This is a genomic window from Maribacter sp. ACAM166, from assembly GCF_005771495.1.
Lineage (GTDB): Bacteria > Bacteroidota > Bacteroidia > Flavobacteriales > Flavobacteriaceae > Maribacter.
Genome location: NZ_VAUW01000014.1, coordinates 1 through 25,617 on the forward strand (window position 1 = coordinate 1; position 25,617 = coordinate 25,617).

24 protein-coding genes and 1 pseudogene are annotated in these 25,617 nt (G+C 33.9%); 11 read left to right on the top strand and 14 right to left on the bottom strand.

The genetic code is table 11. The annotated features are described in order from the left end of the window. Nucleotides 1-263: 263 nt before the first annotated feature. The gene (locus ES765_RS11165) at nucleotides 264-1,268 is read right to left on the bottom strand and encodes an LLM class flavin-dependent oxidoreductase (RefSeq protein WP_138114338.1); all 1,005 of its coding nucleotides are present in this window, start codon (nucleotides 1,266-1,268) and stop codon (nucleotides 264-266) included. Between the two features lie 771 nt (nucleotides 1,269-2,039). Here ES765_RS11165 and ES765_RS11170 point away from each other — a divergent pair. After that, nucleotides 2,040-4,676, top strand: coding sequence for a PAS domain-containing sensor histidine kinase (locus ES765_RS11170; protein ID WP_138114341.1), 2,637 nt, complete (start codon nucleotides 2,040-2,042; stop codon nucleotides 4,674-4,676). A 12-nt stretch (nucleotides 4,677-4,688) separates the two neighbouring features. Beyond that, the gene (locus ES765_RS11175; protein WP_138114344.1) at nucleotides 4,689-5,093 is read left to right on the top strand and encodes a response regulator; all 405 of its coding nucleotides are present in this window, start codon (nucleotides 4,689-4,691) and stop codon (nucleotides 5,091-5,093) included. A gap of 192 nt (nucleotides 5,094-5,285) precedes the next feature. On the opposite strand, the gene ES765_RS11180 is transcribed toward ES765_RS11175, so the two are convergent. Then, nucleotides 5,286-6,320 carry an acyl-CoA desaturase gene (locus ES765_RS11180; protein ID WP_317131407.1) on the bottom strand — a complete coding sequence of 345 codons (1,035 nt, stop codon included), beginning with the start codon at nucleotides 6,318-6,320 and terminating at the stop codon, nucleotides 5,286-5,288. A gap of 1,283 nt (nucleotides 6,321-7,603) precedes the next feature. Between ES765_RS11180 and ES765_RS11185 the strand changes: the two genes are divergently transcribed. The 6 genes from ES765_RS11185 to ES765_RS11210 all read left to right on the top strand — a co-directional run bounded on the left by ES765_RS11185 (nucleotide 7,604) and on the right by ES765_RS11210 (nucleotide 12,573). Beyond that, the gene (locus tag ES765_RS11185; RefSeq protein ID WP_138114350.1) at nucleotides 7,604-8,188 is read left to right on the top strand and encodes a TetR/AcrR family transcriptional regulator; all 585 of its coding nucleotides are present in this window, start codon (nucleotides 7,604-7,606) and stop codon (nucleotides 8,186-8,188) included. 1 nt (nucleotide 8,189) lies between these two features. Then, nucleotides 8,190-8,855 (top strand): NAD-dependent epimerase/dehydratase family protein, encoded by a 666-nt coding sequence (locus ES765_RS11190; RefSeq protein WP_138114353.1) that lies wholly within the window; start codon nucleotides 8,190-8,192, stop codon nucleotides 8,853-8,855. 16 nt (nucleotides 8,856-8,871) lie between these two features. Beyond that, nucleotides 8,872-9,504: a nitroreductase family protein gene (locus ES765_RS11195; protein WP_138114356.1), complete on the top strand. Its 633-nt coding sequence runs from the start codon at nucleotides 8,872-8,874 to the stop codon at nucleotides 9,502-9,504. Nucleotides 9,505-9,551: 47 nt separating this feature from the next. Next, complete coding sequence (locus ES765_RS11200) at nucleotides 9,552-10,712, top strand: iron-containing alcohol dehydrogenase (protein WP_138114360.1); 1,161 nt, start codon at nucleotides 9,552-9,554, stop codon at nucleotides 10,710-10,712. Between the two features lie 220 nt (nucleotides 10,713-10,932). After that, complete coding sequence (locus tag ES765_RS11205; RefSeq protein ID WP_138114363.1) at nucleotides 10,933-11,835, top strand: DMT family transporter; 903 nt, start codon at nucleotides 10,933-10,935, stop codon at nucleotides 11,833-11,835. A 126-nt stretch (nucleotides 11,836-11,961) separates the two neighbouring features. Beyond that, nucleotides 11,962-12,573, top strand: coding sequence for a DEAD/DEAH box helicase (locus ES765_RS11210; protein ID WP_138114366.1), 612 nt, complete (start codon nucleotides 11,962-11,964; stop codon nucleotides 12,571-12,573). Nucleotides 12,574-12,616: 43 nt separating this feature from the next. Here ES765_RS11210 and ES765_RS22595 read toward each other — a convergent pair whose 3' ends face one another. Together ES765_RS22595 and ES765_RS11215 are read right to left on the bottom strand one after the other, a co-directional pair. Beyond that, nucleotides 12,617-12,739, bottom strand: a complete 123-nt coding sequence (locus ES765_RS22595) for a hypothetical protein (RefSeq protein WP_262710684.1) — start codon at nucleotides 12,737-12,739, stop codon at nucleotides 12,617-12,619. A 694-nt stretch (nucleotides 12,740-13,433) separates the two neighbouring features. Beyond that, on the bottom strand, nucleotides 13,434-14,048 hold the full coding sequence (locus ES765_RS11215) for a MarC family protein (RefSeq protein ID WP_138114369.1): 615 nt from the start codon (nucleotides 14,046-14,048) through the stop codon (nucleotides 13,434-13,436). A gap of 213 nt (nucleotides 14,049-14,261) precedes the next feature. On the opposite strand from ES765_RS11215, the pseudogene tnpA reads away from it, so the two are divergent. The 3 genes and pseudogenes from tnpA (at nucleotide 14,262) to ES765_RS11230 (ending at nucleotide 16,712) form a co-directional block, all read left to right on the top strand. After that, nucleotides 14,262-14,706, top strand: a pseudogene (tnpA, locus tag ES765_RS11220) (IS200/IS605 family transposase). A 288-nt stretch (nucleotides 14,707-14,994) separates the two neighbouring features. After that, on the top strand, nucleotides 14,995-15,993 hold the full coding sequence (locus tag ES765_RS11225; protein ID WP_138114372.1) for an NADP-dependent oxidoreductase: 999 nt from the start codon (nucleotides 14,995-14,997) through the stop codon (nucleotides 15,991-15,993). A gap of 41 nt (nucleotides 15,994-16,034) precedes the next feature. Continuing rightward, on the top strand, nucleotides 16,035-16,712 hold the full coding sequence (locus ES765_RS11230) for a type 1 glutamine amidotransferase domain-containing protein (RefSeq protein ID WP_138114375.1): 678 nt from the start codon (nucleotides 16,035-16,037) through the stop codon (nucleotides 16,710-16,712). Between the two features lie 76 nt (nucleotides 16,713-16,788). Here the strand turns inward: ES765_RS11230 and ES765_RS21750 are convergent, their stop codons facing one another. From ES765_RS21750 to ES765_RS11275, 10 genes are all read right to left on the bottom strand, one after another. Next, nucleotides 16,789-16,965: a hypothetical protein gene (locus ES765_RS21750; protein ID WP_171017290.1), complete on the bottom strand. Its 177-nt coding sequence runs from the start codon at nucleotides 16,963-16,965 to the stop codon at nucleotides 16,789-16,791. A 34-nt stretch (nucleotides 16,966-16,999) separates the two neighbouring features. Then, nucleotides 17,000-18,391: an FAD-binding oxidoreductase gene (locus ES765_RS11235; RefSeq protein ID WP_138114378.1), complete on the bottom strand. Its 1,392-nt coding sequence runs from the start codon at nucleotides 18,389-18,391 to the stop codon at nucleotides 17,000-17,002. 123 nt (nucleotides 18,392-18,514) lie between these two features. Beyond that, nucleotides 18,515-19,255: a methanethiol S-methyltransferase gene (gene mddA, locus ES765_RS11240; RefSeq protein ID WP_138114381.1), complete on the bottom strand. Its 741-nt coding sequence runs from the start codon at nucleotides 19,253-19,255 to the stop codon at nucleotides 18,515-18,517. A 120-nt stretch (nucleotides 19,256-19,375) separates the two neighbouring features. Next, nucleotides 19,376-20,446, bottom strand: coding sequence for a nickel-binding protein (locus ES765_RS11245; protein ID WP_138114384.1), 1,071 nt, complete (start codon nucleotides 20,444-20,446; stop codon nucleotides 19,376-19,378). A 152-nt stretch (nucleotides 20,447-20,598) separates the two neighbouring features. After that, on the bottom strand, nucleotides 20,599-21,273 hold the full coding sequence (locus tag ES765_RS11250; RefSeq protein ID WP_138114387.1) for an SCO family protein: 675 nt from the start codon (nucleotides 21,271-21,273) through the stop codon (nucleotides 20,599-20,601). After that, nucleotides 21,266-21,877, bottom strand: a complete 612-nt coding sequence (locus ES765_RS11255) for a toxin-antitoxin system YwqK family antitoxin (protein ID WP_138114390.1) — start codon at nucleotides 21,875-21,877, stop codon at nucleotides 21,266-21,268. The genes ES765_RS11250 and ES765_RS11255 overlap by 8 nt, the downstream gene beginning before the upstream one ends. A gap of 3 nt (nucleotides 21,878-21,880) precedes the next feature. Next, nucleotides 21,881-22,663: a YHYH protein gene (locus ES765_RS11260; RefSeq protein ID WP_138114393.1), complete on the bottom strand. Its 783-nt coding sequence runs from the start codon at nucleotides 22,661-22,663 to the stop codon at nucleotides 21,881-21,883. 284 nt (nucleotides 22,664-22,947) lie between these two features. After that, a complete protein-coding gene (locus ES765_RS11265) occupies nucleotides 22,948-23,700 on the bottom strand; it encodes a hypothetical protein (RefSeq protein WP_138114396.1) in 753 nt (250 codons plus the stop codon). A gap of 102 nt (nucleotides 23,701-23,802) precedes the next feature. Beyond that, on the bottom strand, nucleotides 23,803-25,263 hold the full coding sequence (locus ES765_RS11270) for a CotH kinase family protein (protein WP_138114398.1): 1,461 nt from the start codon (nucleotides 25,261-25,263) through the stop codon (nucleotides 23,803-23,805). 47 nt (nucleotides 25,264-25,310) lie between these two features. Then, complete coding sequence (locus ES765_RS11275) at nucleotides 25,311-25,592, bottom strand: EF-hand domain-containing protein (protein WP_138114400.1); 282 nt, start codon at nucleotides 25,590-25,592, stop codon at nucleotides 25,311-25,313. Nucleotides 25,593-25,617: the final 25 nt, after the last annotated feature.

Consider the following 25,617-nt stretch of genomic DNA (forward strand, 5'->3'; position numbering starts at 1 on the left):
ATTACTGAAAAAAGAATAAAGGAAGTAGAAAGATTATTAAATTACAGACCTATTAGAAAGTTTAATTATAATAACCCAATTGAAGTCCTAAAAAATAAGTGTGTTGCACTTATGGGTTGAACTCAGCATTAGTAAGTTTTAAAGAATACGCAGAAAACTAAATAGCACTGTTGAAATAGCTATCGAAAGGATTGCACCGCAGGGCATTAAATTTTTACGTCACTGCCGACTTACACTGCTTTACATGCAACTGCAAACAAGAGTTAATTCAATTCCTTCATAATCTCCCCAAATAACTCATAAGATCGTATTCTGTCTTTTATGTCATAAATATTAGTGACGGCAATAAGTTCATCCGCTTTGGTTTGCTCCATAAACTCTTTTACCTGCGCCTTAACAGTAGCTTTACTACCTATAAAGGAATACTTAAGCATTTGATGTACTTGAGGGTTTTGCATTAGCTCCTTAAACTCATTAGTCATGGCTGTTGGCGGTTGTACATAATCTCGTTTGCCTGTGAATATACCCACAATCATACGGATTAAGGACGTGGATAAACGTTCGGCTTCTTTGTCAGTATCTGCAATTATAATATTTAAACCTGCCATCACATAAGGCTGTTTTAAGTGCTTTGATGGTTGAAACTCTTCACGGTATATGTCTAATGCCTCCCATAAATGGGTGGTCGCAAAGTGACTCGCAAAAGCGTAAGGCAATCCTTTTTTCGCCGCCAAATGCGCACTATCTGTACTAGAACCTAATATATAGATGGGTACATCGACCCCTTCTGCTACCGTGGCACGTACCTTTGAATTCGAATTTTCCTTAGAAAAGTATATTTGTATTTTCTCAAGTTCGTTAGGAAAAGATTGTGCGGCTTGCATAAAATCTGATCGAATAGCTTGTGCTGTTTCCCGGTCCGTTCCGGGTGCTCTACCCAAGCCCAAATCAATTCGGTTTGGATATAGAGATGCTAAAGTGCCAAATTGTTCCGCAACAATCAATGGCGAATGGTTGGGTAGCATAATGCCACCAGAACCGATGCGAAGCGTGTTTGTACCTTCTGCAACATAGCCGATCAAAATCGAGGTGGCGCTACTGCCAATATTAGGCGCATTATGGTGCTCTGCCAACCAATAGCGTGTGTAGCCAAATGTTTCGGCATGTTGCGCCAATTCACGAGCGTTAGTATAGGTTTGTTTAAGTGTATGACCCTCAGAAACTAAAGCAAGGTCTAATATTGAATATGATGTATGTTGAATTTTCATAATTATGAATAATCAGTTGAAAAGTTTGTGTCTAAAAACGAATAACAATAGTACTCATATAGACTCTTTTTTTATCTGGTTTTGTAAAATAAAGTATGTGAGCTTAGTCGACGCTTGTATGAAAAATTAACATAAACATTTACCATTCTATCACTATCACTATTACTACATTTTTTCTATCGCGCTTTTTGACCAAGTGTTTATAATTATCTTTTCGGTAGCGTATTTTTTAGAAGACGTCTAAAATTTCAAAAATCGAGTATTTTTAAATTTTTGGAAGTGAAGCGATAGTGGCAAAAATAGAGGTTCTGCAAGACCTACTGTTTATAAGCCACACAAAAAAATACATCTGCCTTACGAGCGGTAACGCGGAACAGTATAGAATACAACTATTCTCAAATGAAAGGTTGAAAAAATGTAGTTAGGTATTCGATATTCTAGGGAATACCACACATAGAGCTACCACAGAAATAGCGGGACTATGAAAGACATATGACAATAAATTGATGTGAATTTGTTGTCATATGCCTCTTGTCGCCACCATTATGACATCTTGTACGCCAGTATTTTCTAGCTTTTACAGTTCTTTAATAACAAATTAATACTTCTTGTTTCATTAATTTAAGCTCGGCCAAATAAACCAAAAAAAATATTCCATTTTATTAAAGCAATTTGCAAATACTATCTCTACCAATATAACATAGAATTTTTTCTGCAAAAAAACTAATTGGTGAAAATTATCACTATTATTGTAGGAAAATACATATATCAATGATATTGTTATATCAAATAATATATATTTTACTAGTTACTTCTTGTATTCTTCTTTTGTTTAATCTAAGGAAAAAAGTAGGTCTAGCTCCGCTTTATATTTTTCTTGGTTGTCTACAATATTTTATGAGTAACATGGAAAACGTAGTACCTTATAATATTTTAGGGAAATTTCCAATACATCTTGGAAGTACGGTCATATTTGGTGCTTTTTTATTTGCTGTTTTATTGATTTATATTAGAGAGGGCGTACTGAGTGCTAGAGTGTTGATTTTAGGAATTCTTATTTCAGGTATTTCTATAATAGTATTTTCTGAGATTTTTACTGCTCAAAATTATTTTATGCTAAATCAATCGAATGATATTGATTTAAATGCCTCCTACTATTCCCCTATAGATTATCGGGTTTATTTTATTGGAACGACCATTTTAGTTTTCGATTTCATAGTCTTGGTAAGTACGTATCAACTTTTGATTTCTAAAATGAATCAAAAATATTATTTTTTAATTCTTTTTATTTCTCTCTGGTTAGCGCTTTTATTTGATGCACTCTTATATAATACTTCGCTATTATATGACACTTCATATTATATGAATTCTTTAATAGGGAATTTTATTGGAAAAACTCTAGCAGCGTTTTTGTTTTCAATACTACTCTATATGTATTTGACCTACATAGATAAAGCAGTAAAAACTAATACTTTTATTGCTAACCAAAGGCGAGATGTTTTTTCTATATTAAGCTATCAACAAAGGTATATTGACCTTCAACTTGAAAAAGAAACTAGTGAAGAAAAACTTAACCTCCAGTTTGAAAAAACCTTAACCAGTATTTCTGATGGTATTGTTACTTTAGACAAGAATTGGCGGTATACCTACGTTAAAAAAAAAGCAGCTGAATTTTTAGATAGAACTCCTGATAACTTGATAGGTGCTAATATATGGACTGAATTTCCAGACGAGGTAGGCGGTTCATTTTATTGTGCCTATTACAAAGCTTTTAAAACCCAAGAAACACAGATTTTACAAGAATACTATGCCCCTACTGATAAGTACTTTGAAAATAGAATTTTCCCTACCGTTGACGGGTTGACCATTTATTTAACAGATATTACTGATAAAAAACAAATTGAGAATGCATTAAATGAAAGTGAAGCTTTTAAAATAGGTATTCTATCTTCTTTAAGTTCTCATATTGCAGTGATAGACGAAACCGGCTTGCTCATAGCAACAAATAAAGCTTGGGATGATTTCTCATTAAACAATGGAGAAATAAATTTGACAAGCACTGGAGTAGGGAGTAATTATTTTGAAATATGTAATAAGGCTATTACTGAGGGTAATCTAACAGCAAAAAAGGTTCTAAATGGTTTAACCTCAATATTACAGCATAAAACGACCGATTTTACTATTGAATACCTTTTTGAATATGAGGGGGGTGAAAGAAGCTGGTTTTTGCTACAGGCTAAACCTTTCGGAGAAAAATCTAATAAATTGGTGCTCTCGCATATTGATATAACTGCCGTTAAAATTGCCGATGAAGAGCGAATATATACTAATTTAAAATTAAAAGAAGCCCAGAGAATAAGCAAAGTTGGAAGCTGGGAATTTAACCCATTGACAAAAGAATTTATTCTTTCAGATGAAATGTATCATATTTTAGAATTAAATAAAGTGTACAATGCAGATTTATATGACACCTTTATATCTAAACTTTTGCCCGAAGACGGGAAGGCTCATAAGCTATTAATAAATAATGCTCTAAATAATGAAAAGGGGTACTTTTATGAATACTATATAAAAGTCGATGCCAATAAAACTAAATATATTCACGAGATAGGAGAAATTGTTAAAGGCGAAAATAACGAAGTATTAAAACTAAAAGGCACCATACAGGATATTACCAATGATAAATTGGCGCATGATGAATTAATGAAATATAATGAAGAATTACAAAAAGCCAATAAAGAACTTGATCGCTTTGTATATAGTGCATCTCACGATTTAAGATCTCCGCTAACTTCATTACGAGGGTTAATACAAGTACTTGAGATGAATATAGATCCTTCTCATCAAGTTAATAAAGAACCTATTAACTTGATGACTAAAACCATTAATAAAATGGATGATTTTATTACTGATATTTTAGATTATTCATTAAACACACGAACAGATGTGATTCAAGAGGAAATTAATATTGAAGAACTCATAAAATCTGTTTGGGAAGATTTAGAATATATGGATATTAATTACAAACCAAAACGTATTTTAGATGTTACCCAAACTGCAGATTTCTTCTCTGACCCCAAACGAATAACTATTATCATAAATAACCTTATATCTAATGCTTTTAAATATCACGACGAAAATAAAATAGCTCATTTTATAAAAATAAGCATCGCTGTGAACGACATAAAAGCGGTTATTACTATTGAAGATAATGGTATTGGTATCAGTAAAGACAACATCCATAAAATATTTGAAATGTTTCAACGCGTTACTAAATTATCTAAGGGTTCGGGAATGGGCCTCTATATTGTAAAAGAAACTATAGAAAAACTCCAAGGTTCTATACATGTTGAATCAGAATTGGAAAAAGGCACTAAATTCAGTATCGAGATACCAAATTTATTATAAACAAATCTTACTATGAAGCTTAAGGAAATTATGTTGATTGATGATAATTATATAGATAATTATTGTACTAAAATTGTGATTGCAAAAGAAAACATAGCAGAGGCCATTACAATACAATCATCACCAATTGATGCTTTAGATTATTTAAAAAATAAAAAAGACGAATTTCCAGAGCTTATTTTTTTAGATATTCAAATGCCTGTAATGAATGGTTTTGAATTTTTAGATGAATTTTCAAAATTTACAGATTTTAAAAAGACGAATTGTACTATTGTAATGCTCAGCTCCTCTAATTGTAGTGATGATTTGAAAGCTGCTGAGAATAATCCAAATGTCATAACATATGTCTCAAAACCGTTGACTAATTCGAAATTAATAAATGTCTTAGCGCTGAGAAATCAAACAAAAGCAGAATAAGGCTCCCTTTTTTATTGCAAGACTAAAAATATAACATAATTTTTAGTCTTTTTTTAATTGAGAATATAGGGTTGTCTCCATCTTCTTCGTCACTAACCGCTAAACCCAGTCTAAACCTAATATTAATGAATTTCGTATAATCGATGCTATAATTGCCCTCATTAAGGCTACTTATATTTAATACTGTAGTATTTATAGCGCTCCTACAGCTTCTTTTTCACCTAACATACGAAGCATTTTCGTGTGGTCCCATATCGCATGACCGATTGATTTTTTAACGTTATATGGCATGCCAAATTCAAGCGCAGTTTCCGACACAATCTTTGTTAAATTTTTATAATGTACGTGACAAACGTCTGGTAATACATGGTGTTCTACTTGATAATTTAGGCCACCAATAAGCCAAAACAAGAGCTTACTGTTTGGAGAGAAATTACTAGTTGTAGCAAATTGATGTCCGTACCAATCGTCTTTCATCATGCCCTTATCATTGGGAAGTGGAAACTCATTCACAGGCATTATATGCGCTATCTGAAAAACAATACTCACCAACATACCCGTTACAAAATGCATGGATAAAAATGCTAATAAAATGACCCACCATGAAAATGGCAGTATAATCATGGGTAATATAAGTGCATAGGAATAATACAACAGTTTCCATGCCGCCATGCTAATAAGTGTTTTTTCATATTCATGTTTCTTGTCTAAAAAACCCATATCTCGAAAGCGTTTTAAACGCACAAAATCTTTGGTTGTAATCCAGGATAGCGTAGATATGCCGTAAAAAAACCAGATATAGATATGCTGGTATTGGTGTATCCAATAGTGTTTGGCATGAGGAGAGAACCGCAAGAAAAATGGAGCATTAAGATCATCGTCAGCATGGTCGATATTCGTAAATGTATGATGCAATACATTATGCTGTATTCTCCAAATAGTTGAATTTGCTCCAATAAGATTGAATGAATAGCCTAAAAGTGTATTGATTTTTTTATTTTTTGAATAGGAACCATGAATGGCATCATGCATTACACCCATACCTATACCGGCCATTCCTAGGCCACTTAAAATATAGAGTAAAAATAACACCGCACCAGAGGTTACCAAACCTGATGAAAGCAGTACTAAAGGCACAAAAAATAAGGCCAACATAATTACCGTTTTAACAACCATAGTTGCATTGGCATTTCGACTCTTTTTATTTGTTTTAAAATAGGAATTCACTCTTTTTCGTAACGTCTTTGAAAAATCGGCATTTACGTCTCTTGAGAATTTTGGATTTGCGATACTTTTATTTTTTAGGGGATTTTTTTACTTCAATATCAGCAAGTTATATCAACTAGGCGATGTTCTTTTTTTATTTTTAATAGTTATTATTACATTGAATGAGTTTTGTACTGTACCAGACCATTTCAACTAAATACGACTATAAAAAAAAGGAGAGCTGTCTAAATAATTTACAAAGTAAAGGTAGGTTAAATTAGTGTTGTGAAGTAAAAGTGATTTAAATAATTGATAATCAATCTCATATTACACACCAAACTCGAAGCCTTCGTTACACTTCTTCGATTAGTTCTGGAATCTATATCTGTGGGTTAACAAAATCTAAACTAGGTAATTCTCAATTCATTCTTACAATTACGAACGTATCCACCTATCCATCCTATTTTATTACTATGTATTGCCTAGTAAAAATAATAAATCACTCGTTCTTTTCCTCTTTTAACTGTCTGGGCTGGTTCTATAGCTTTCTGGTCTGTCAAGCTTTAAAAATTGCTAAGAAGGAGGTTCTATCTTCATCTTTGGCTACATCCATATTCAACATATGTAATTTTTAAGTGAGCGGTAGTACATCTTTTGAATTATGTATCTAAATGTATTTATAGTATTAACAGAATTACTATGATTAAGTGATAAACCTGTTATGGCTTTAAGAAACATCTTGACGATGCAATTGGCAGCATCGGTTGATTGGTATAGTATTGTTTTGGCTTGGATCAAATCCTTGCCGTATAAAACTTAAACTGAGATCTAAATTTTGAAAGCGTTAATTTTTTCCAACGATACTACAGAGCAATTTTTTTCTAATTCTACAACTTTTTTTGCGTTCAAAGACATTAGCGTGTTACGTTTCCTGAGAGATACAATTTTTTAATTTTAGGCCTACTCCTAGTTATAGTTATGTATAACTCTGACTAAAATAGAGTTGAATCTGCCGAAAGCAGCACCCCATAAATCATAAAAGAGGTGGCTTTCATTCCTGTTATAGAGAGAGGTAAAAGCAAATAGTGTGCCGGTGCATTTGTTGAACCATTGCTTGCCAAAGTTAGTTTTATAGCATCATCTCGGAGGACGAGTTCGTTAAGACATGTAGTTTGCTCAATTACATTTCACTAGAAATGTGAAAGGACTATAGGGCCTGTATCCAAAAAATGTTCAATTAAAGTTGTGTTAATAAAAAGAATGAACGTTCATTTTCCATACCTTTGCGTCCCAATTATAATGCTATGGCAAAACTTCAGAAAAGTATAGATAAACGAAACGCATTAATAAAGGCAACCATTGAGTTGGTTAACAATGATGGTTTTCATGCAACACCCATGAGTAAGATTGCCAAAATGGCAAGCGTATCTCCTGCCACTATTTATCTTTATTTTGATAACAAACAAGATTTAGTAAATAAAACGTACATAGAAGTTAAGGCGAGCTATACAGCATATGCTTTTGAAACGTATACAGAAACAATGCCTGTAGAAGTTGGTTTTGAAGTGATTTGGAAACGTATTGCAGATTTTAAACTCAAGGAGGGCGCAAACGCCATGTTTTTGGCACAATGTGATAATACACCCATAATCGATGAAGCGAGCAGACAAGAAGGTATTAAGCATTTACAACCCCTACTCGACCTTTGGGCACGCGGTAAAGAAGAAGGTATTATTAAATCGATATCAGATTACTTACTATATGCCTATGCTATAAATCCGCTATCATTTTTAATGATGGCTCAAAATCGTGGTGCCTTTAAGTTAGATGACCAGCATATAGAGGAAGCTTATCAAGCTGCTTGGAGTAGCATAAAATATTGTAAATAATATGAGTAAAACAGCAATAGTATTAGGGGCTACAGGTTTAACCGGTGGTATTTTGCTTCAAAAATTAATTAAAGACAATAGATATGACATCATAAAACTGTTTTCGAGGTCAATTATAAATGATATGCCCAATAAGGTAGAACAGTTTATTGGCGACTTGTTAGAATTAGAAAAATTTAAAGACGATTTCACTGCAGATGAAGTGTATTGTTGTATTGGTACGACTACTAAGAAAACACCGAATAAGGATGTATACACGCAAATAGATTATGGTATTCCCGTTACTGCTGCCAAGCTTGCAAAAGAAAATGGCATAGCTACTTTTTTAGTTATTTCAGCAATGGGTGCCAATATAAAAAGCAGCATTTTTTATAACAGAACAAAAGGTGAAATGGAGCGTGATGTGTTGCTACAAGGAATAAAAAATACTTTTATTTTGAGACCTTCCTTGATTGGAGGTAAACGTAATGAGCGCAGAATAGTTGAAAAAATAGGATTGGTTGTGTTTAAAATAATCGAACCCTTATTCATAGGGTCCTTAGAAAAATATAAACTAATTAATGCAGAATGTATCGCTCAAGCGATGGTGAATTTAGCAAATAGTGCACGTAACGCAGAAGTGATAATTACTTCAAACGACATAAAACAAGTAGCAAAAAACAAATAAAAATAAGATTGAATTTATGGAATTATTAGACAAATTGAAGTGGAGGTATGCTGCTAAAGCAATGAATGGAGAGAATGTAGCTGAAGATAAAATTGAGCGCATATTAGAAGCAGCACGTTTAGCCCCTACCTCAAGTGGTTTACAACCTTTTGAGATTATTGTAGTTAAAAATCAAGACATAAAAGAGCAAATTAAACCAGTAGCTTGGAACCAAACAGTTATAACAGATTGCTCTCACCTACTTGTGTTCGCTGCTTGGGACACCTATACCGCTGATAGAATTAATTACATGTTCGATTTAACAAACGAAATTCGTGGATTTAAAAACGAAGGATGGGAAAATTACCGTCAAATGTTATTGGGCTCTTATCCGCAAAAAAGTGAAGAAGAAAACTTTAATCACGCTGCTAAACAAGCCTATATTGCTTTTGCTAACGCTATTACTGCAGCAGCTTTTGAAGGGGTCGATACTACGCCTTTAGAGGGTTTTGAGTCAGATGCTGTTGATGAAATTTTAGGATTGCGTGAAAAGGGTTTACGCAGTGCTGTGCTACTTCCAATTGGTTATAGGCAAGAAGATAAAGATTGGTTAGTAAGCCTTAAAAAAGTTAGAAGGCCTATGAATGAATTGGTAACAGTATTAGAATAAGTTACTGAATAGAAAATTGCAAATAGTACATAAAAAAGAAAAAGAAGATGAACAATTTTGAATTTAAAAATCCGACTAAAATTATATTTGGGAAGGATACAATAGAAAAATTAGAAAGTGAAATTACCAGTGATGCAAAGGTATTACTGCTTTATGGTGGAGGAAGCATCAAGAAAAACGGAATTTATGAGCAAGTAACAAAAGCACTCTCAAAAGTAAAGGTGGTTGAATTTGGCGGAATTCCTGCGAATCCGGAGTATTCCATATTAATGGAAGCTTTAAAAGTTATTAAAGACGAGAAAATAACCTATTTATTAGCTGTAGGCGGTGGTTCTGTTATTGACGGAACAAAATTCTTATCCGCAGCTGCAGTTTATAATGGTGATACTCCTTGGGATATTTTAACCAAAAAGATTAGAACAGAAAAAGGGATGCCTTTTGGTACTGTTTTAACCTTACCTGCTACAGGCTCTGAAATGAACTCTGGCGCAGTAATCACAAGAGCCGAAACGAAAGAAAAATTATCTATGGGCGGACCAGGTTTATTTCCTGAATTCTCAATACTAGACCCGCAGGTGATTCGTTCTATTCCAGAACGTCAATTAGCAAATGGTCTTGCAGATGCTTTTACACATGTGTTAGAGCAATATATGACCTACCCTATCGGTGCATTATTACAAGATAGGTTTGCAGAAAGTATTTTACAAACCCTTATTGAGGTTACACCAAAAGTATTGAAAGACCCAACAGATTATAAATCTGCGGCCGACTTTATGTGGAGTTGTACAATGGCATTGAACGGATTAATACAAAAAGGTGTTCCTGGAGATTGGGCAGTACACATGATGGGTCATGAGCTAACAGCTTTATTTGGTATCGATCACGCACGTACATTAGCAGTAATTACCCCAAGTCATTACAAATATAATTTTGAAGCAAAAAAAGAAAAATTAGCCCAGTACGGTGAACGTGTTTGGAATATTACGGAAGGTAGCATCGATGATAAAGCCTATGCCGCTATTGAAAGAACAGAAGCTTTTTTCCATGAATTAGGAATAGATACGAAACTTTCTGATTATACAAAGGACTACGAAGGTACAGCGGAAGAAATCGCAAAACGATTTACAGACCGTGGATGGAAAGGATTAGGTGAGCATCAAAATCTTTCACCCGATAAGGTTGAAAAGATTGTAAAAATGGCATACTAAATTTAAGTAGTTATAGAGAAGGGTTGCCTGAAATGGACAACCCTTTTTTTGGTGATTGCAACTAGTGACCTTAGGTATTTACCAGCTTTCATAACTAAACACTGCCTTAGCTTTTGTTTTCTATTTTAGAAATAAAGTGAAAACTATTGAAACTTATACCGTTATTAGTTTCAATAGTCTTGTAGCTGAACTTTAGAAAACCAATATCTTCGCGCGCATTATGTGGATGTACCTCGGACTTTTAGCTGCCTTATTTTTAGGCTTACATAACTTATGTAAGAAACACGCCGTACAAGGCAATGAAGTTTTTCCTGTACTCTTAGGTACAATTTCTTCGGGATTTTTATTGCTCCTCCCCTTTTATATTGGGTCTGTATTTTTCAAAGAGTACATGATTGATATCCAATTTTATATTACTGATATTCCTTTAAAAACACATGGGTATATTTTAATCAAGTCGGCAATAATGGCTGCTTCGTGGGTGTTAGCGTATCAGGCGTTAAAGCACTTGCCTATTACAATTGTAACACCGATACGATCTGCTGGTCCGTTTTTTACATTTATTGGTGCGATTACTATATACCACGAAAAACCAAATTTCTATCAGTGGATAGGCTTTTTCCTTATCATTTTTTCAGTACTACTCTATTCAAGAATTGGAAAGAAAGAAGGGATACATTTTAAACGGAACAAATGGATATTTGCTATTATCGGAGCCACTTTTTTAGGAGCCTCAAGCGGGTTATATGATAAGTTTTTGATTCAGAGTTTAGCTTTAAATCCGCAAACATTACAGTTTTGGTTTTGCTTCTATACGGTACTTATTTTACTCGTTATATTAACGATAACCTGGTTTCCGAATCCTGAAAAAAGAAAAGCATTTCAATGGCGTTGGTCCATACCCTTAGTTGGTGTTTTACTGGTTGTGGCTGATTATTTTTATTTTAAAGCTTTACAAGACCCTGATGCGTTGATTATGTTGCTATCGGCGATAAAACGTAGCCAGATACTAATTGCGGTGGTTATTGGTGGAGTACTATTTAAGGAACAGAATAAGCGAAAAAAATTAGTGCCTTTAGCGGGAATCATGGCTGGTGTTTTTTTGATTCTTTATTCACAGTAAATTCTAATGTTTTCTAAGTCTGTCAAGGAAATACCGTGGGATATTCAGATTACTCCGCTCCTTGTCTGTATATTTGCCGAATAAAATAGCCTTACTATTATAAGGTATTTTGATTAGATAAAATTTATGTCATTCAAAAAATTGCACCCAGACCTATTAGAGGCTTTAGAACGTTTTTCTATTGAAAACCCTACTCCTTTTCAAAAAAGCAGTATTCCGATAATTAAAAGTGGTTCTAATGTCTACTGTACTGCTCCTAAAGACAGTGGTAAAACGACAACATTAATACTTACTACACTCCAAAAGCTAAAATGTGAAGCAGTAGGCAATGCACCTAGAGCAGTTGTAATCGTTGAAAATAAAGAGAATGCACTAGAACTGTATGATGCCTTTTTAGCATATACGAAGTACACAGAGGTTCGGGTATATGTGGGCTATAAAGAGTTGCATATTGATATTCAAAAGTCTGAAATATTTGAGGGTATAGACATTCTTATCACAACCCCTACCAACTTACATAAATTGTTTTTATTAAACGGAGTAAGTACTTCTCAATTACTACTATGTAGTATAGATGATGGTGTGTTTTTAAAGCAAAAATCTGAGTACAACGCCATGATTTCGATTACTCAAAGTATTATAAAATGTCAATATGTGCTGTATTCTGAAAGTCTACACCCAATGCTTAAACGTTTTGAGGAACACTTTATGGAACGCGCTCGATTTATTCAGAAGTAGAAATCTAGTATTTTTTAAACGAAGGTAACGTGTTCCCTATTTCTTAATTACCCAATGAATTGTTGGATGGTAAATCTTCTGTAAAATCAATGCTTTTGGCACAAGAGGTGACTACTAATACCAAGATACTTGTAAGTAGATGTATTCTTTTCGTAATAATTTTCATTCTTAAGCCATTTTATATGAATATACATAACGGTACTTACTACCTACCTCGTATTTAAAGCATACAACTTAAGATGAATGACCTTAGTTTATCAAACTACTATTCTTGGCTATAGTCTGGTTTGGTAATTAATCTAGTTTTTAAGAATTAGTATTGTTGCGCGTCTTCTTCAATGTTTGACGAATGCGCTCGCTATCTTAGTGGTTATCAAACTCAACAATTCCTCTTTTGAAATCCTCATTAAATAATTTTTATTGGTCTTCTAATTCCTTTCTAGCTATAAAAATAGAGTTATCCGTTTTGCTTTTCCTCTGCCGATAACCGTAGTAAACTAGACTCATCATATGCGATAAAGATTTGAACTTGTGAGTTTGGGTACATAACTTAAAACCCAATTTGCTGAGCACATTTTTTTCGAGTAGCATCAAAGTGTCCAACGATGCACGATAAATGTTCTCAATACGCCTGTTCAATAGGCCATGGGCATCATACCTATTTTGGTGCCAAACATCAATTGTACATGCGGATATTTCTCCTTGACCATTTTAGTAACCTACTTGGTCACAGCTGGTTTTTGATAATCACATATCACTATTTTTACCTATATAATACCCGCAGAATCTAATAAATCTACTAGGTAGTATCGCTGTAATACATTTCAAATCCCATTTTTGGTATAAAATATACTAGGACGTTATAAATTAAAGGAAATTTTAATCCCTTCTACAATCATTCCTGTACCTATTATAGCAATAATTAACCCCATTATCTTACCAATTACAGAGATAACATTATAACCGACTATATTAACAATATGGTTACTTAATCTAAAAGTTAAATAGGTTAGTAAACTTATAAACCCAAAAATAGCTAGAACTAAAAATATATGAATGGGTTGAACCTTAGACACAAAATTCATTGCAGTAACAATTGTTCCAGGGCCAGCCAAAATTGGAATTGCTAGTGGCGAGACAGCAATGTTTTCATCGATATGTACATGTTTAATGCTTTTAACACTAGATTGTTTTGATTGTAGCATATCAAAACCAATATAAAATATCAAGATACCTCCTGTAATTTTAAATGCAGGAATACTAATATTAAACAATTCAAAAATAAATTTACCTAAAAGAACAAACACAGTCACTATAATAAACGCAATAATATTTGCTCTTTTATTTATATCCCTTTTTGTTTTTTCGTCTGCGCCTTGCGTTAAGGATAAAAAAACTGTCATGTTTGATATAGGATTAGTAATCGCAAAAAAACCTGTAAATACGGTAATTGAAAAGGTAAGTAAGTTATCCATTGGTTGTGATAATTTTAATCTTGTAATAAATTGAATTACTTCCTTATTTCCAAAGTAATATTGATTTTTTTTTGGATATATATTATGTAAGTAATGCGAAGGTTAATTTTAAAATTAACCTTCGCATTAAAAAATGGTCTCTAGAAAGTTTTAATCAACAGAATTCCTCGAGGTTTTCTTCGGGGTAGCGTACTGATAGGTGTTTTTGTGATTATACGTAATCACATTCACAAGTGGCATAACAAGAGCCTGTTGCTTTATCATTTTGTTTGTCCCATCAAATATCGGAGAACCGTACTTAACGATAAGGTTTCTGCGACCTTCAAAGGGATTTGTCTTGGTATAGAGGAACGGTATTAGATTCATTTTTGGGAGATAGGTATTAGATGGTAAATACGTTCATTTTTTGATTCAGATTGTTCCGTTGAACACTCCGAAAAAGATAATCGGTGCAGTCAAGAGCATCATGACCAAGGAAATAGTCAGGTTCCATCCCGAAGTGAAAAAGCTGCTTTTGGGTAGTAAATTTTGGACAAGCGGATATTATGTGAATACTGTTTGACAGTACACAAATGAAAAGGTAATAAAGAAGTAATTCCAAAACCAGGGAAAATTAGACTGTAAAGAACTACATAAAAATCAATTACGTTTGTTTTGATACCTCGATGGCTCTACCTCGTGCTAGTTCATTCTAAACTTTGTTCCCTCTATTTAAATCGCTATTTTCTCATATCGTTAAAAGCGAATACCTTTATTAAAAGTGCTTATTTTGTAAACCTTTGTTAAAAATGAATATTCATTCTTTTTTATATGTACCTTTGAATCAGCATAAAGATAACCGATAAACCTCGAAGATTTTTAGCATATGGAACAGTCTGAAAATCTAATTTGTAATTAATTAAATGTGTAGTAAAGTAAGTATTAATAAGATATACTATATAAGCATATGAATACGTCAATAACTTTAAAACAGCGTCCGGTAGGCACTCCTACCCTAGCGGATTTTGAAATGAAAGAACAGGAAGGTAATCTAACAATCTCTGATGGAGAACTTCTTTTAAAATCAATATATATATCGGTAGACCCATACTTACGGGGTCGTATGAGTGCAGCAAAATCATACATACCACCTTTTGAAGTAGGTAAACCTATTAGTTCTGGGATAGTTGCAGAGGTATTAGATTCCAAAAATAAAAAATTCAACAAAGGAGATTTTGTTGCTGGATCCTTAGAATGGAAAACACAACAAGTTTCTAACGGAGTAGGATTGCAAAAAGTAGATAAGGATAAAGCACCTTTAAGCGCATATCTGGGTATTATAGGTATGACAGGCTTGACCGCTTTTTTAGGACTTCATGAAATAGGAAAACCTAAAAAAGGAGAAACGATGGTAGTTTCTGGTGCAGCCGGTGCTGTTGGTACTGTTGTTGGTCAAATTGGTAAAATATTAGGCCTTACCGTAATCGGTATTGCCGGATCTGATGAAAAAGTAGCTATGTTGAAGTCAGAATTAGGTTTTGACCATGGCATTAATTACAAAACCACTAAAGATATGAAGGCGGCGATTCAAGAGGCTGCTCCCAATGGCGTTGATATTTATTACGATAATGTCGGCGGACCCATATCCGATGCCGTATTGTTCAATATCAACAAATTCGCTCGAATGATTATTTGTGGTGCAATATCCGTTTATAATAAAACCGAAATACCAACGGGTATTAGCGTACAACCATTTTTAGTAAAAAATAGTGCACTTATGCAAGGTTTTATTGTTTCGAATTATGCCGATAAATTCCCCGATGCGATGAAGCATTTATCAACGTGGTTAACTGAAGGAAAATTAACCTATAAAGAAACGATTGTAGAAGGGTTTGAAAATACTCCGCAAGCATTTTTAGACATGATGGCGGGAAAAAATAAAGGAAAAATGATAGTTAAAGCGTAATTGGGTTACTATCGATTAATCAATAAATTAAAAAAGAGAAAATGAAAATATTATTTGTACTAACCTCTCATGACACATTGGGAGACACAGGAAAGAAGACAGGGTTTTGGATTGAAGAATTTGCTAGTCCGTACTATACATTATTGGATAAAGGTATTGATATCACAGTGGCTACACCTAAAGGAGGAAAAGCACCTATAGACCCTAGTAGTGATACAGAAGATGCACAGACTAAGGATACTAAACGTTTCAAAGAAGATAAAGCAGCACAAGATATTATTGCCAACACTAAAGTTTTGGCAGATATAAATGCTTCTGATTATGATGCAGTGTTTTACCCAGGTGGTCACGGACCTTTGTGGGATTTAGCAAACGATGCTATTTCAATAAAATTAATTGAGACCTTTAACGAGCAAGAAAAGCCAATTGGTTTTGTATGTCATGCTCCAGCTGCGTTGAAAAATGTAAAAGGGACTGATGGAAATCCGTTAGTAAAAGGTAAAAAAGTTACGGGATTCACCAATACAGAGGAAGAGGCTGTTCAATTGACAGAGGTAGTACCTTTCTTAGTAGAAGATATGTTGAAAGAAAATGGCGGAATCTATTCTAAAAAAGAGGATTGGGCTGCTTATGCCATACAAGAAGGTAATTTGATAACCGGACAAAATCCGGCATCATCTGAATTGGTTGCAGAGAAATTATTGGCATCGTTGAAGTAAAATGGTAGTATTTAAAATAGTAAAAGCCTGTAGACTATTGTTTACAGGCTTTTTTTGTTAGTCACTATTCTATTGCTTATTTATAGTACTGATAAATTATTACATAGGTTTTTCGCCCCATAATTACAGGTTCATACTCCTTTAAGTCGTCTAGGCAGGTTGTAACACCGTTACCTTTGTCTACTAATCCGTTAATATCACCATCGACCCCACAGATAAACCCATCAATAGAAATGGCTACATAATACACCACTTTTTATATTGTGCTTTTTTTTGATTTCCTCAAGTTACGATTTGGGAATAATATTTTGGTTTACCCTGAAAAAGTTGGTTGGGTCATACTGATGTTTTATACTTGCCAATCGCGTATAATTTTGTTTGTAGCTTGCTTGAACCCGTTCTTGACCTTCATCCATTAAAAAATTAGAATACGCACCGCCTGCAGAATATGGATGTAAGGCTTCATAATAGTCTTTACACCACTTCGTGATTTTAGCTGCATTTTTCGGGTCTGGGTCAACGCCAATATACACACCACAATAATCTGCATCACGGTAGGCCCAAGGGGTATCTGTAGCTCCTACCCTACTTGCCGCACCAGAAATTGGGTATAAATGCATCTGCGACAACGGCGTTGGTATTTGAGATCCATACTTTAAATGTTGAGTGGTAATTTCTGGGGTTAATGTATTGAAAAAATCAGCACGCCAGTACCACTGTAAACCAGTAGGTAATAGACCGTCGAACATGGTCTGAATTGTAGGATAAGGTATTTCTCCAACATGGGAAAACATGGGTTTCATGGCCAAAATTGGTGCAAAGGCTTTCTCTGCTTTATCCATATCACCTACATAACACCAAACAATGCCACAGAACTTTTTGTTGTGTAAATGTGCTGGAAATGGTGATTCTGGAATAATCATTGTAGCGATAAATCCATTGATATCTTCAGAAGCTGTACGTATAAAACCATCAAACCATTCCATAATTTCTTCAACTTGTTCAATAGGCCATAATGTTGGACCGCCATACACGGTTTTTAAGGAATGTGCTTGAAAAATAAATTCGGTAACCACCCCAAAATTTCCACCACCACCACGAATGGCCCAAAACAAATCTGAATGTTCATTTTCATTAACGGTAACAATAGCGCCATCTGCCAACACCATTTCGGCTCCCAAGAGATTATCAATGGTGAGTCCGTATTTACGAGCTAAATACCCAACGCCACCACCAAGGGTAAGTCCGCCAACACCCGTAGTCGATACCATACCTGAAGGTATTGCTAGTCCGAATTCATGAGTAGCCTTATCAACATCCGCCCAAATACAACCACCACCAACTTTCACGGTATTAGTTTTAGCATCGACTGCTATCGAATTAACCCCAGATAAATCTATGACCAATCCGCCATCGCACAATCCTAATCCGCCTCCATTATGGCCTCCACCTCTAATAGAAACCAGTAGATTATTATTCCGACCAAAATCTATGGAGGTTTTTACATCTTCAATATTTGTACACATAGCAAACGCGCCTGGGTGTTTATCAATCATGGCATTATAGACCTTTCTGGTTTCATTATATACAGCATCATTAGGTGTAATTATTTTACCTTTTAATTGATTTCGCAAACGTTCTATTAATTCTGGAGTGATGGATTGATTTTCGGTTTTCATGATTGTATTTATATTTATATCAAGTGGATTTTAAATTGATAAATTGCAGACAATGATTCTGTATGACGGTTAAAAGCAATGATATTAAATAGTCATATTTTCATACTTAAATATGCTTCTTGATTATTCTTTAGATAGTTTTGTAAATGGAATAAGCATAGGTACCTTTTTTTGATAGTCTGTATATGTCTTGCCTAATGCCTTTTCAAGGTCCTTTTCTTCTAAGAACTTTACGGCAACTAGAATATAAGTTGAGGTAACTATGGCGAATACTAAATGCCCTAAAGTCATGGTTGGTGTTGCCCAAAAAGCGATTAAAAAGCCTAACATAATTGGATGCCGTACCAAGCCATAGAAAAGGTTAGTCTGAAATGATGGAAATCGTGTTACCTTGTTTTTAAGGTTATCGACAATTTGGGTAAGACCGAAGAGTTCAAAATGACTAATCATAAAAGTAGATAATAGTACAATTGTCCATCCTATAAAATAGAGAACTTGTATGCTGATTTCCATTACGCTATTTTCAACAGTCCAAATTGTATCGGTCATTGGTTGCCATTTCCAAAATATAAGTAACAGGGCGAGGCTGGTTAATAGAATATAGGTGCTTCTTTCTGCCGGTTTACCTATAATTTTTATCCACCAATTTTTAAAGGTTGGCCTTGCCATAACACTATGCTGAACGGCGAATAAGCTTAACAAACCTATATTAGTGAGCAATGAGGTCATCATATCAATTTCTGCTCCTGAATCTATTCCTTTGGGTACCCAAATAGTATTTACAAAACCAATAGCATATACGAATGAAACCAGAAAAATAATATAGGCTAGGATTCCATAAATGAGAATAATAATTTTTTTCATGATGTTAATAGTTTAGGTTATATATTCCAAAACTAACCATGATTTTTTATAGCAAACTCCACATTTCAACCAAACACTAACACTTTTCGTTCAGAGCATAATGTCCTTTATCTTAGATTCTTATGTATGCTTAGCTAAGGAAGAAGGAGAAAAACCATATTTTTTTTGAAAACATTTTGTAAAATAGGCAGCACTATTGAACCCTGTTTCAAAAGCTATTTCAGAGATATTTATTTCCTTTTTGAGCAATAACTTAAATGCTTTATCTAATCGATATTTTTGAATTAGATTATTGGTTGAGGTCTGTAATAGTCCTTTTGTTTTACGGTATAATTGAGAGGTACTCAATCCTAAATGTGAGCAAAAATCATCTACACCTAAATCAGGATTTTGCCATTCATTTTCAAGATAATTCATCAAATCATTTAAAAACTGCTCTTCTTGAAATGGTAGTGTTATAAATTCCTCAGTATTTAATTTATGGTTTCGGTTTTCACTTTCATAGAGTTCTTTTACCTCTGTAGTAATAATAATTTGCTGCTGATGCATTATAGTTAAACGCATAGCAGTTTTAATAGTTTCTTCGAAAAAGCCATGTTGTTTCGTAACAGGCACGCCTGCACTAATACCTATTCGTATTTGTTTAGCATCAATTTTTGAAGCTGAAAATAATTTTTTTAAAACTAAAGTGGCATCTAAGGCTTTGGTAGTCGAAGTAAATGAAATTAATAGATGGTTGTTATGGCTATCAATTAGACGGCCATCAAAGTTTTCAATGGTGGTTTTGATTTGCGTTAAATGTGCATCCGTAGGTAAAATAGTCTGTCCATCCTCAATAAATTTAAGTACTGCTAAGACGCGAAAAGCCGGATTATTGATAATGTTCAACTCTTTTTTCTGGGATTTCGCAGGATCCTCTATTCGACCTAAAAAAGATTCTACAATACTGGTATCAACTTCAATAATGCTATTGGGTACTTCGCCATGTGCCTTGGCATGCATTTCTATAATAGCCTCTTTATTAGGAGCTTCAACCAGACAAAAAGCTGTATTACGATTCTCATCGAACCAATAACTAAGGCCTTTACAGCAAAATTTATGTTGAATTAAAAGATCTTCGTTATGAAGAGCGGCCACATCTTCAGCGGTAACTCCTTCCGACACATCGTGGCGATCCATGTATATAGGCATGTGGTATAATTTACAAGGTTATTGCTTGTATAAACCGGGGAAGAATGTTCGTAAGCTTGTTAAAAGTATGAATTTTTTATTTAAGACGTAGTGTATGTGTACTGACTGAAAACAAGTTAGGAGTAATTGGAAGTTTGCTGATACTTTAGCAATTAACCTTCTTTCAATAAAGCATTCGCATCGGTAATTAATTGTGCGATTGAAGCTCTGTTTAGCCCATTATAAATACCACGAATATGTTTGTTCTTGTCTATGAGTAGAAAGTTCTCAGTATGCAAAAAATCGTTGATGTCTTTAGAAATTCCTAAATCATTCTCTACAAAATATTGGTTTCTACCTAGGTTATAGATTTCAGTTTTATCACCTGTAACCAAATGCCATTTAGAATCGATAATACCATTTTTATCAGCGTATGTTTTAAGCACAGAAACAGAATCTATAGAAGGTGTTACTGAATGTGACAATATGGAAACTTCAGGATTATCTAAAAATTCTTCTTGTACCTTGGTCATATTATTCGTCATCTTTAGACAGATACCTGGGCAACTAGTAAAGAAGAAATCTGTAATATAAATTTTATTTTCAAATGATTTTTGGGTCAAAGTATCGCCCAACTGGTCTACAAGTTTAAAATCGGGAATCTTATGAAACTCTTTTTCTTCTTTAGTATTCGGCGTTAACCAATTAGGGGTAAAAGATTCGTCATTATAATACGGAAGGTATTCTACCCTACTGGTCTCAGTAACTTGTATATTATTTTTCTTTACCGTTTTTTCACAACTGGCAAAAGCTACTAAAATGAGTATTAAAACTACGGATTTATTCATCTCTAACTACTTTTTCGTTTTCTAATTGATAACACGAATTCGCTCTTCGTAAACCGAAAATACGTCCGTTTTTAGCTTCATAATTAACATATAACGTTCCATTTTCTAACCATGCTTTTTGAAGACCTTCTTCCTTGCCGCTTACTAATTGGCGTTGTTTTGCCAGTTGACCGTCTGAGTACCATTTTTTTTCTACACCATTCATGTTTCCATTGGTATAGTTGGCTTCTTGAGCTAATTCGCCATTTTCCCACCAGCTTTTATAACTACCTTCTAAACGGTTATTTTTATAATGATATTCAACGCGTAATACTCCGGCTTTAGACCATTTTTCGGCTACTCCTTCTCTTTTTCCTTTAAAAAAACCCACCTTTTCTGCTAAGGTTCCATTCTCATGTAAGGTTAAAGCATAACCATCATAAGGTGAGTTTTTGTAATACCAAGTTCCTTCTAGTTGGTTTAATGTCAACTCTTCTTTAAATTTAGTTTCTTGACTAATTTCTATAATTTTTTCGATTGCCATTTTTGGTTCAGATGTGTTTTTACAACCAACTTGAAATAAGAACACAATCAGAATTATATGAAAGAGAAGATTTTTTTTCATCTTTTAATATCCTTGGTAAGGTCCTGCAAAAGCAAGAAAAGAACCTGTTGTTGAGTAAATCTCATTAATGATTTGGTAATGGTATTCTTCTGCACCATCGGTATATTGAGTAGCAGATGTATGCCCACCAGAAGCATCTAAATCTGTTGGATAAGCTCCTGTAGTATTACATTTTCTTCCATAAAGAAAAACGCCATCCAACAAAATACCAACCAATTTTTCATCATCATCAGTAAATGCTTTTGGCTCTAAATGATAGTGATATACTCCAGGACCTATATGAGCGCCTGTCCAATCTAAACTAGCAGCTGCTTGATCTAGAGCTCCACCACCTTCTTGATCATTAAATATTGAAGAACCACTTACAGCTATACCAATTGTATTAAAGTCTGTTGATGTGGTATTACCAGTAAGATTTGGTGTTGCATCTACTCGTATCGTAGTTGCGTTGTTATTACTCGACATAATACTTGGTGTAACATCTACATCGGGCTCTTTTCGATAAAGATCATTTCCCTCACCCCAATATACAGTTTCGTGATTTGGTAAACCTGTCGTTTCAATAACTACCTCATATCCATCTAAATAGATAGTTACCGCATCTGTATTAAAGGCTGCGTAGGCAGCATGTAGTTCAGTTACTATCGTTTCATCTGAATCATCATTCATATCTTCTTCAAGGGTTGCATCACTTATACTATCACTGCTACATGCAATAAAGGTTATAAACAATAGCCCTAAAATAAGGGTGAATGATGCAATTCTATGTACTATTTTATTTTTCATACTATGATATTTAAGCATTTGTTTATCTGCTATTTGACTACAAGAATAGTAACTAAATCCACATCAGAATTTACTATTAAGTGAATGGAGCTTGCTTTTCAGTGAATGACCAATTTGAAATGGTAAATAAATTTGTGACTTTGAATTTTGGGAGGTTTTATAGGTATTATACCATCATTGCAGCATTTATTTTTAGGTAAATATTTAGATGAGTATTTATTCGATATGTTTTTTAGGTGATAAATCGTATTTGTCTGGAATAGTTTGGATTTAAATATTGGATTTTATGGTTGGCTCAATTCTTTATTCAGTTTAATAGTAATAGTTTTGGTTTTTTGCCTTAAATTCTTTGCAATGGTCAATTGTTCTTTAGTATGCAGTAATCTAGCAATAACACTATTTTGATATTCTCTACTATCCAATAAATCTGAATAATTTGATTGCTTACCAAAATTTTTAACTCTCCTGTAGTTGTAACTATTCTGTGGAAGAATATCTATTAAGGAAATATGTTTTTCAATTATTGGTTTTAAACGAGATGTTATGATGTTTTCAATCTTTGCTTGTTCATTATCAAAACTATCTAGTTCATTAGGGTATGCTGCAATTAGTTGCTTTAGTGAATCACTTTGAATAAACTCAAATTTGTTGGTGACATTAATCGAATTAATTGCTTCGTTTCGCACTGTAGTTTTTCTATAGTCAATGCTAACAATTAATTCTTTGGCCTCATGTGTTAATTCATTTGGCTGTACCCCTAAATAGTTGAGTGTATTTTGAAGTTTTTGAATGCTATTGGAATAACCAATTATCGCACTATCCAAAACAATTAAATTGGTATCTAATTCTTGACTTAAACTCTTATATATTTTTAACTCTACAATCCTATTTTTTTTAATATCATTTAAAGTATTGATTTTCCACGCAATTAATATCCCGACAACAATCAATAGAATTTCACCAAGTGCATAAATGAAATAGCTTTTAAACTTATTTAAAGACACTAATTTTGTTCTAATTTTTCTGAATAACATCATTACAGTTTCCCTTGTTTTTATCGATTTTAAAATTTCGTGTTGAAAAATAAAGCTTCATGATTTTACTCATGAAGCTTTACAAACTAAACACAACACAATGTATTAATTCAAATAATTATTTACTGCTGATGCCCTACTGGTAACATGAACGTTCAGTTCGTTTACAGCGTTTTGAAAATCAGCACTAGAATTTAAAAATGTATGACCTTCAATTTCAGAAGTTGCATACGGTTCAATCAATGCTGCGTAGTTTGCATATAATGCTTGCATTGTAGCTTCATTAAATGCACCATCTACAACTTCTTGAACGTATGTATCATATTTAGCCCTGTATTGCTCATCTGCATATAAATATGAGATTAATGGCCATTGGGCAGCAGTTACATCAGAAAAGTCAAGTTCTGGAGAACCACCCCTTTTACCCTCTTGAAGGGCTTCATTATTATCCCAAGGTATCCAGGTCAATTTGCCAGTGTCTAGATTGTTGTACAAGTAGTAGTTATGAGACATTCTACCATATGTATCCCAATTTTGAATAACTGTATTGGTTGCCAAATATTTCAAAAATCCATCCGTATCAAAAACAGCATCTAAATTTGTTCTCCAGCTAGCAACATCTGTACTTCTGCTACCATCGTTTAGCGTATTTAATAATGCTTCTATGTCTGAAAAATCGGCATCATCCTCATTAGTTTTCTTAACGTATTCATCTTCATCATAAGTTCCGGCTGCAAAAGTTGCTGCATCACCATCTGGTTTGTATAAATTTCCATCGTTGTCTGAAAATTGCTCGTCTATAACAGTATCATCAACTTCTTCGACTAAGGTGTACACTCCAAAATAAACAGGTCCGTCGCCATGGTCAACATACACTGTGTAAAAAGCAGTGTGAGAAGCCGCAAGACCGACGTTGCGAAAAATATCAGTTGCTACCTTTTCTCGCAGCATCGATTTATCATCAAAATTATTTTTAAGACTTAATTTTTTAAATCCATAAAAACGTTGGTTGTCTATTTGAGGATAATCATCTTCAAACTCGTCAAAATCAAGTTTAAATGATAGTTTTAAATTACCTGCTTGCCAAGCTGACTGAAGACTAGAATTGCCTTTAAAACGAACCCCTACCCTATACCACTCTTTACCTTCATAAAAGACTTCGGCGGGTACAAAAATAGGATCTTCTTCAGTGGTGGTTGCAACAGGGCCTCCACCGCCTGGGCCACCTTGACTAGAAGTCCCAAAAGATCCGTATAGGTTGGTCATATCTTCTAACATACTAGCCCAACGTGTTTCGGTAATCACAATATCTAATCGTTTTACCGCATTATCTTCAAATACCTGCTCGAAATCTGGGTCTGCATCTTTACTATGTGATTCAACAGTCCAATCCATTGCTTCGAAATCTGTATCATCAACAACAGTTGTAACTTCTTCCTCTATTATTTCTTGTTCAACATCCTTTACAACTTCATCTTCACTACAAGCCATGAAAATGGTAATGAACATGAAAAACATCATTGTTTTTAAGGTTGAAGCTGAGGCAATTCTGTTTTTAAATTTCATCTATTTTTGAATTATGATTTATGATTTATGAATGAACTGATCTAGTATTAATTTTTTGGTCTCCCTTTTGGCTTAGGTGCATTTTCCAACTCTTTTTTTGAAATAAAACCGTTTTTATCGGTGTCTATCTTAGCGAAATCATTTTTTAGTGGTCCTTTTACTTCGTTTTTAGAAAGTTTACCATCCTCGTTTTTATCCATCTGCTTTAAAAGTTCAGTGAATGAAGGCGGTTCTTTTCTGTCACTTTTAGACTGAGCGTTCATACTTACTGTTCCCAGCAAGGCTATCAATCCAATTAAAATTCCTTTTTTTAGTGTAGTACGTTTCATCTATTTATTATTTTAAATTCAATAT

Bases quoted from the DNA above. Each gene is read 5' to 3' on its own strand.
- ES765_RS11165 (WP_138114338.1), bottom strand. From the start codon at position 1,268: ATGAAAATTCAACATACATCATATTCAATATTAGACCTTGCTTTAGTT.
- ES765_RS11170 (WP_138114341.1), top strand. From the start codon at position 2,040: ATGATATTGTTATATCAAATAATATATATTTTACTAGTTACTTCTTGT.
- ES765_RS11175 (WP_138114344.1), top strand. From the start codon at position 4,689: ATGAAGCTTAAGGAAATTATGTTGATTGATGATAATTATATAGATAAT.
- ES765_RS11185 (WP_138114350.1), top strand. From the start codon at position 7,604: ATGGCAAAACTTCAGAAAAGTATAGATAAACGAAACGCATTAATAAAG.
- ES765_RS11190 (WP_138114353.1), top strand. From the start codon at position 8,190: ATGAGTAAAACAGCAATAGTATTAGGGGCTACAGGTTTAACCGGTGGT.
- ES765_RS11195 (WP_138114356.1), top strand. From the start codon at position 8,872: ATGGAATTATTAGACAAATTGAAGTGGAGGTATGCTGCTAAAGCAATG.
- ES765_RS11200 (WP_138114360.1), top strand. From the start codon at position 9,552: ATGAACAATTTTGAATTTAAAAATCCGACTAAAATTATATTTGGGAAG.
- ES765_RS11205 (WP_138114363.1), top strand. From the start codon at position 10,933: ATGTGGATGTACCTCGGACTTTTAGCTGCCTTATTTTTAGGCTTACAT.
- ES765_RS11210 (WP_138114366.1), top strand. From the start codon at position 11,962: ATGTCATTCAAAAAATTGCACCCAGACCTATTAGAGGCTTTAGAACGT.
- ES765_RS22595 (WP_262710684.1), bottom strand. From the start codon at position 12,739: ATGAAAATTATTACGAAAAGAATACATCTACTTACAAGTATCTTGGTA.
- ES765_RS11215 (WP_138114369.1), bottom strand. From the start codon at position 14,048: ATGGATAACTTACTTACCTTTTCAATTACCGTATTTACAGGTTTTTTT.
- ES765_RS11225 (WP_138114372.1), top strand. From the start codon at position 14,995: ATGAATACGTCAATAACTTTAAAACAGCGTCCGGTAGGCACTCCTACC.
- ES765_RS11230 (WP_138114375.1), top strand. From the start codon at position 16,035: ATGAAAATATTATTTGTACTAACCTCTCATGACACATTGGGAGACACA.
- ES765_RS11235 (WP_138114378.1), bottom strand. From the start codon at position 18,391: ATGAAAACCGAAAATCAATCCATCACTCCAGAATTAATAGAACGTTTG.
- mddA (WP_138114381.1), bottom strand. From the start codon at position 19,255: ATGAAAAAAATTATTATTCTCATTTATGGAATCCTAGCCTATATTATT.
- ES765_RS11245 (WP_138114384.1), bottom strand. From the start codon at position 20,446: ATGCCTATATACATGGATCGCCACGATGTGTCGGAAGGAGTTACCGCT.
- ES765_RS11250 (WP_138114387.1), bottom strand. From the start codon at position 21,273: ATGAATAAATCCGTAGTTTTAATACTCATTTTAGTAGCTTTTGCCAGT.
- ES765_RS11255 (WP_138114390.1), bottom strand. From the start codon at position 21,877: ATGAAAAAAAATCTTCTCTTTCATATAATTCTGATTGTGTTCTTATTT.
- ES765_RS11260 (WP_138114393.1), bottom strand. From the start codon at position 22,663: ATGAAAAATAAAATAGTACATAGAATTGCATCATTCACCCTTATTTTA.
- ES765_RS11265 (WP_138114396.1), bottom strand. From the start codon at position 23,700: ATGATGTTATTCAGAAAAATTAGAACAAAATTAGTGTCTTTAAATAAG.
- ES765_RS11270 (WP_138114398.1), bottom strand. From the start codon at position 25,263: ATGAAATTTAAAAACAGAATTGCCTCAGCTTCAACCTTAAAAACAATG.
- ES765_RS11275 (WP_138114400.1), bottom strand. From the start codon at position 25,592: ATGAAACGTACTACACTAAAAAAAGGAATTTTAATTGGATTGATAGCC.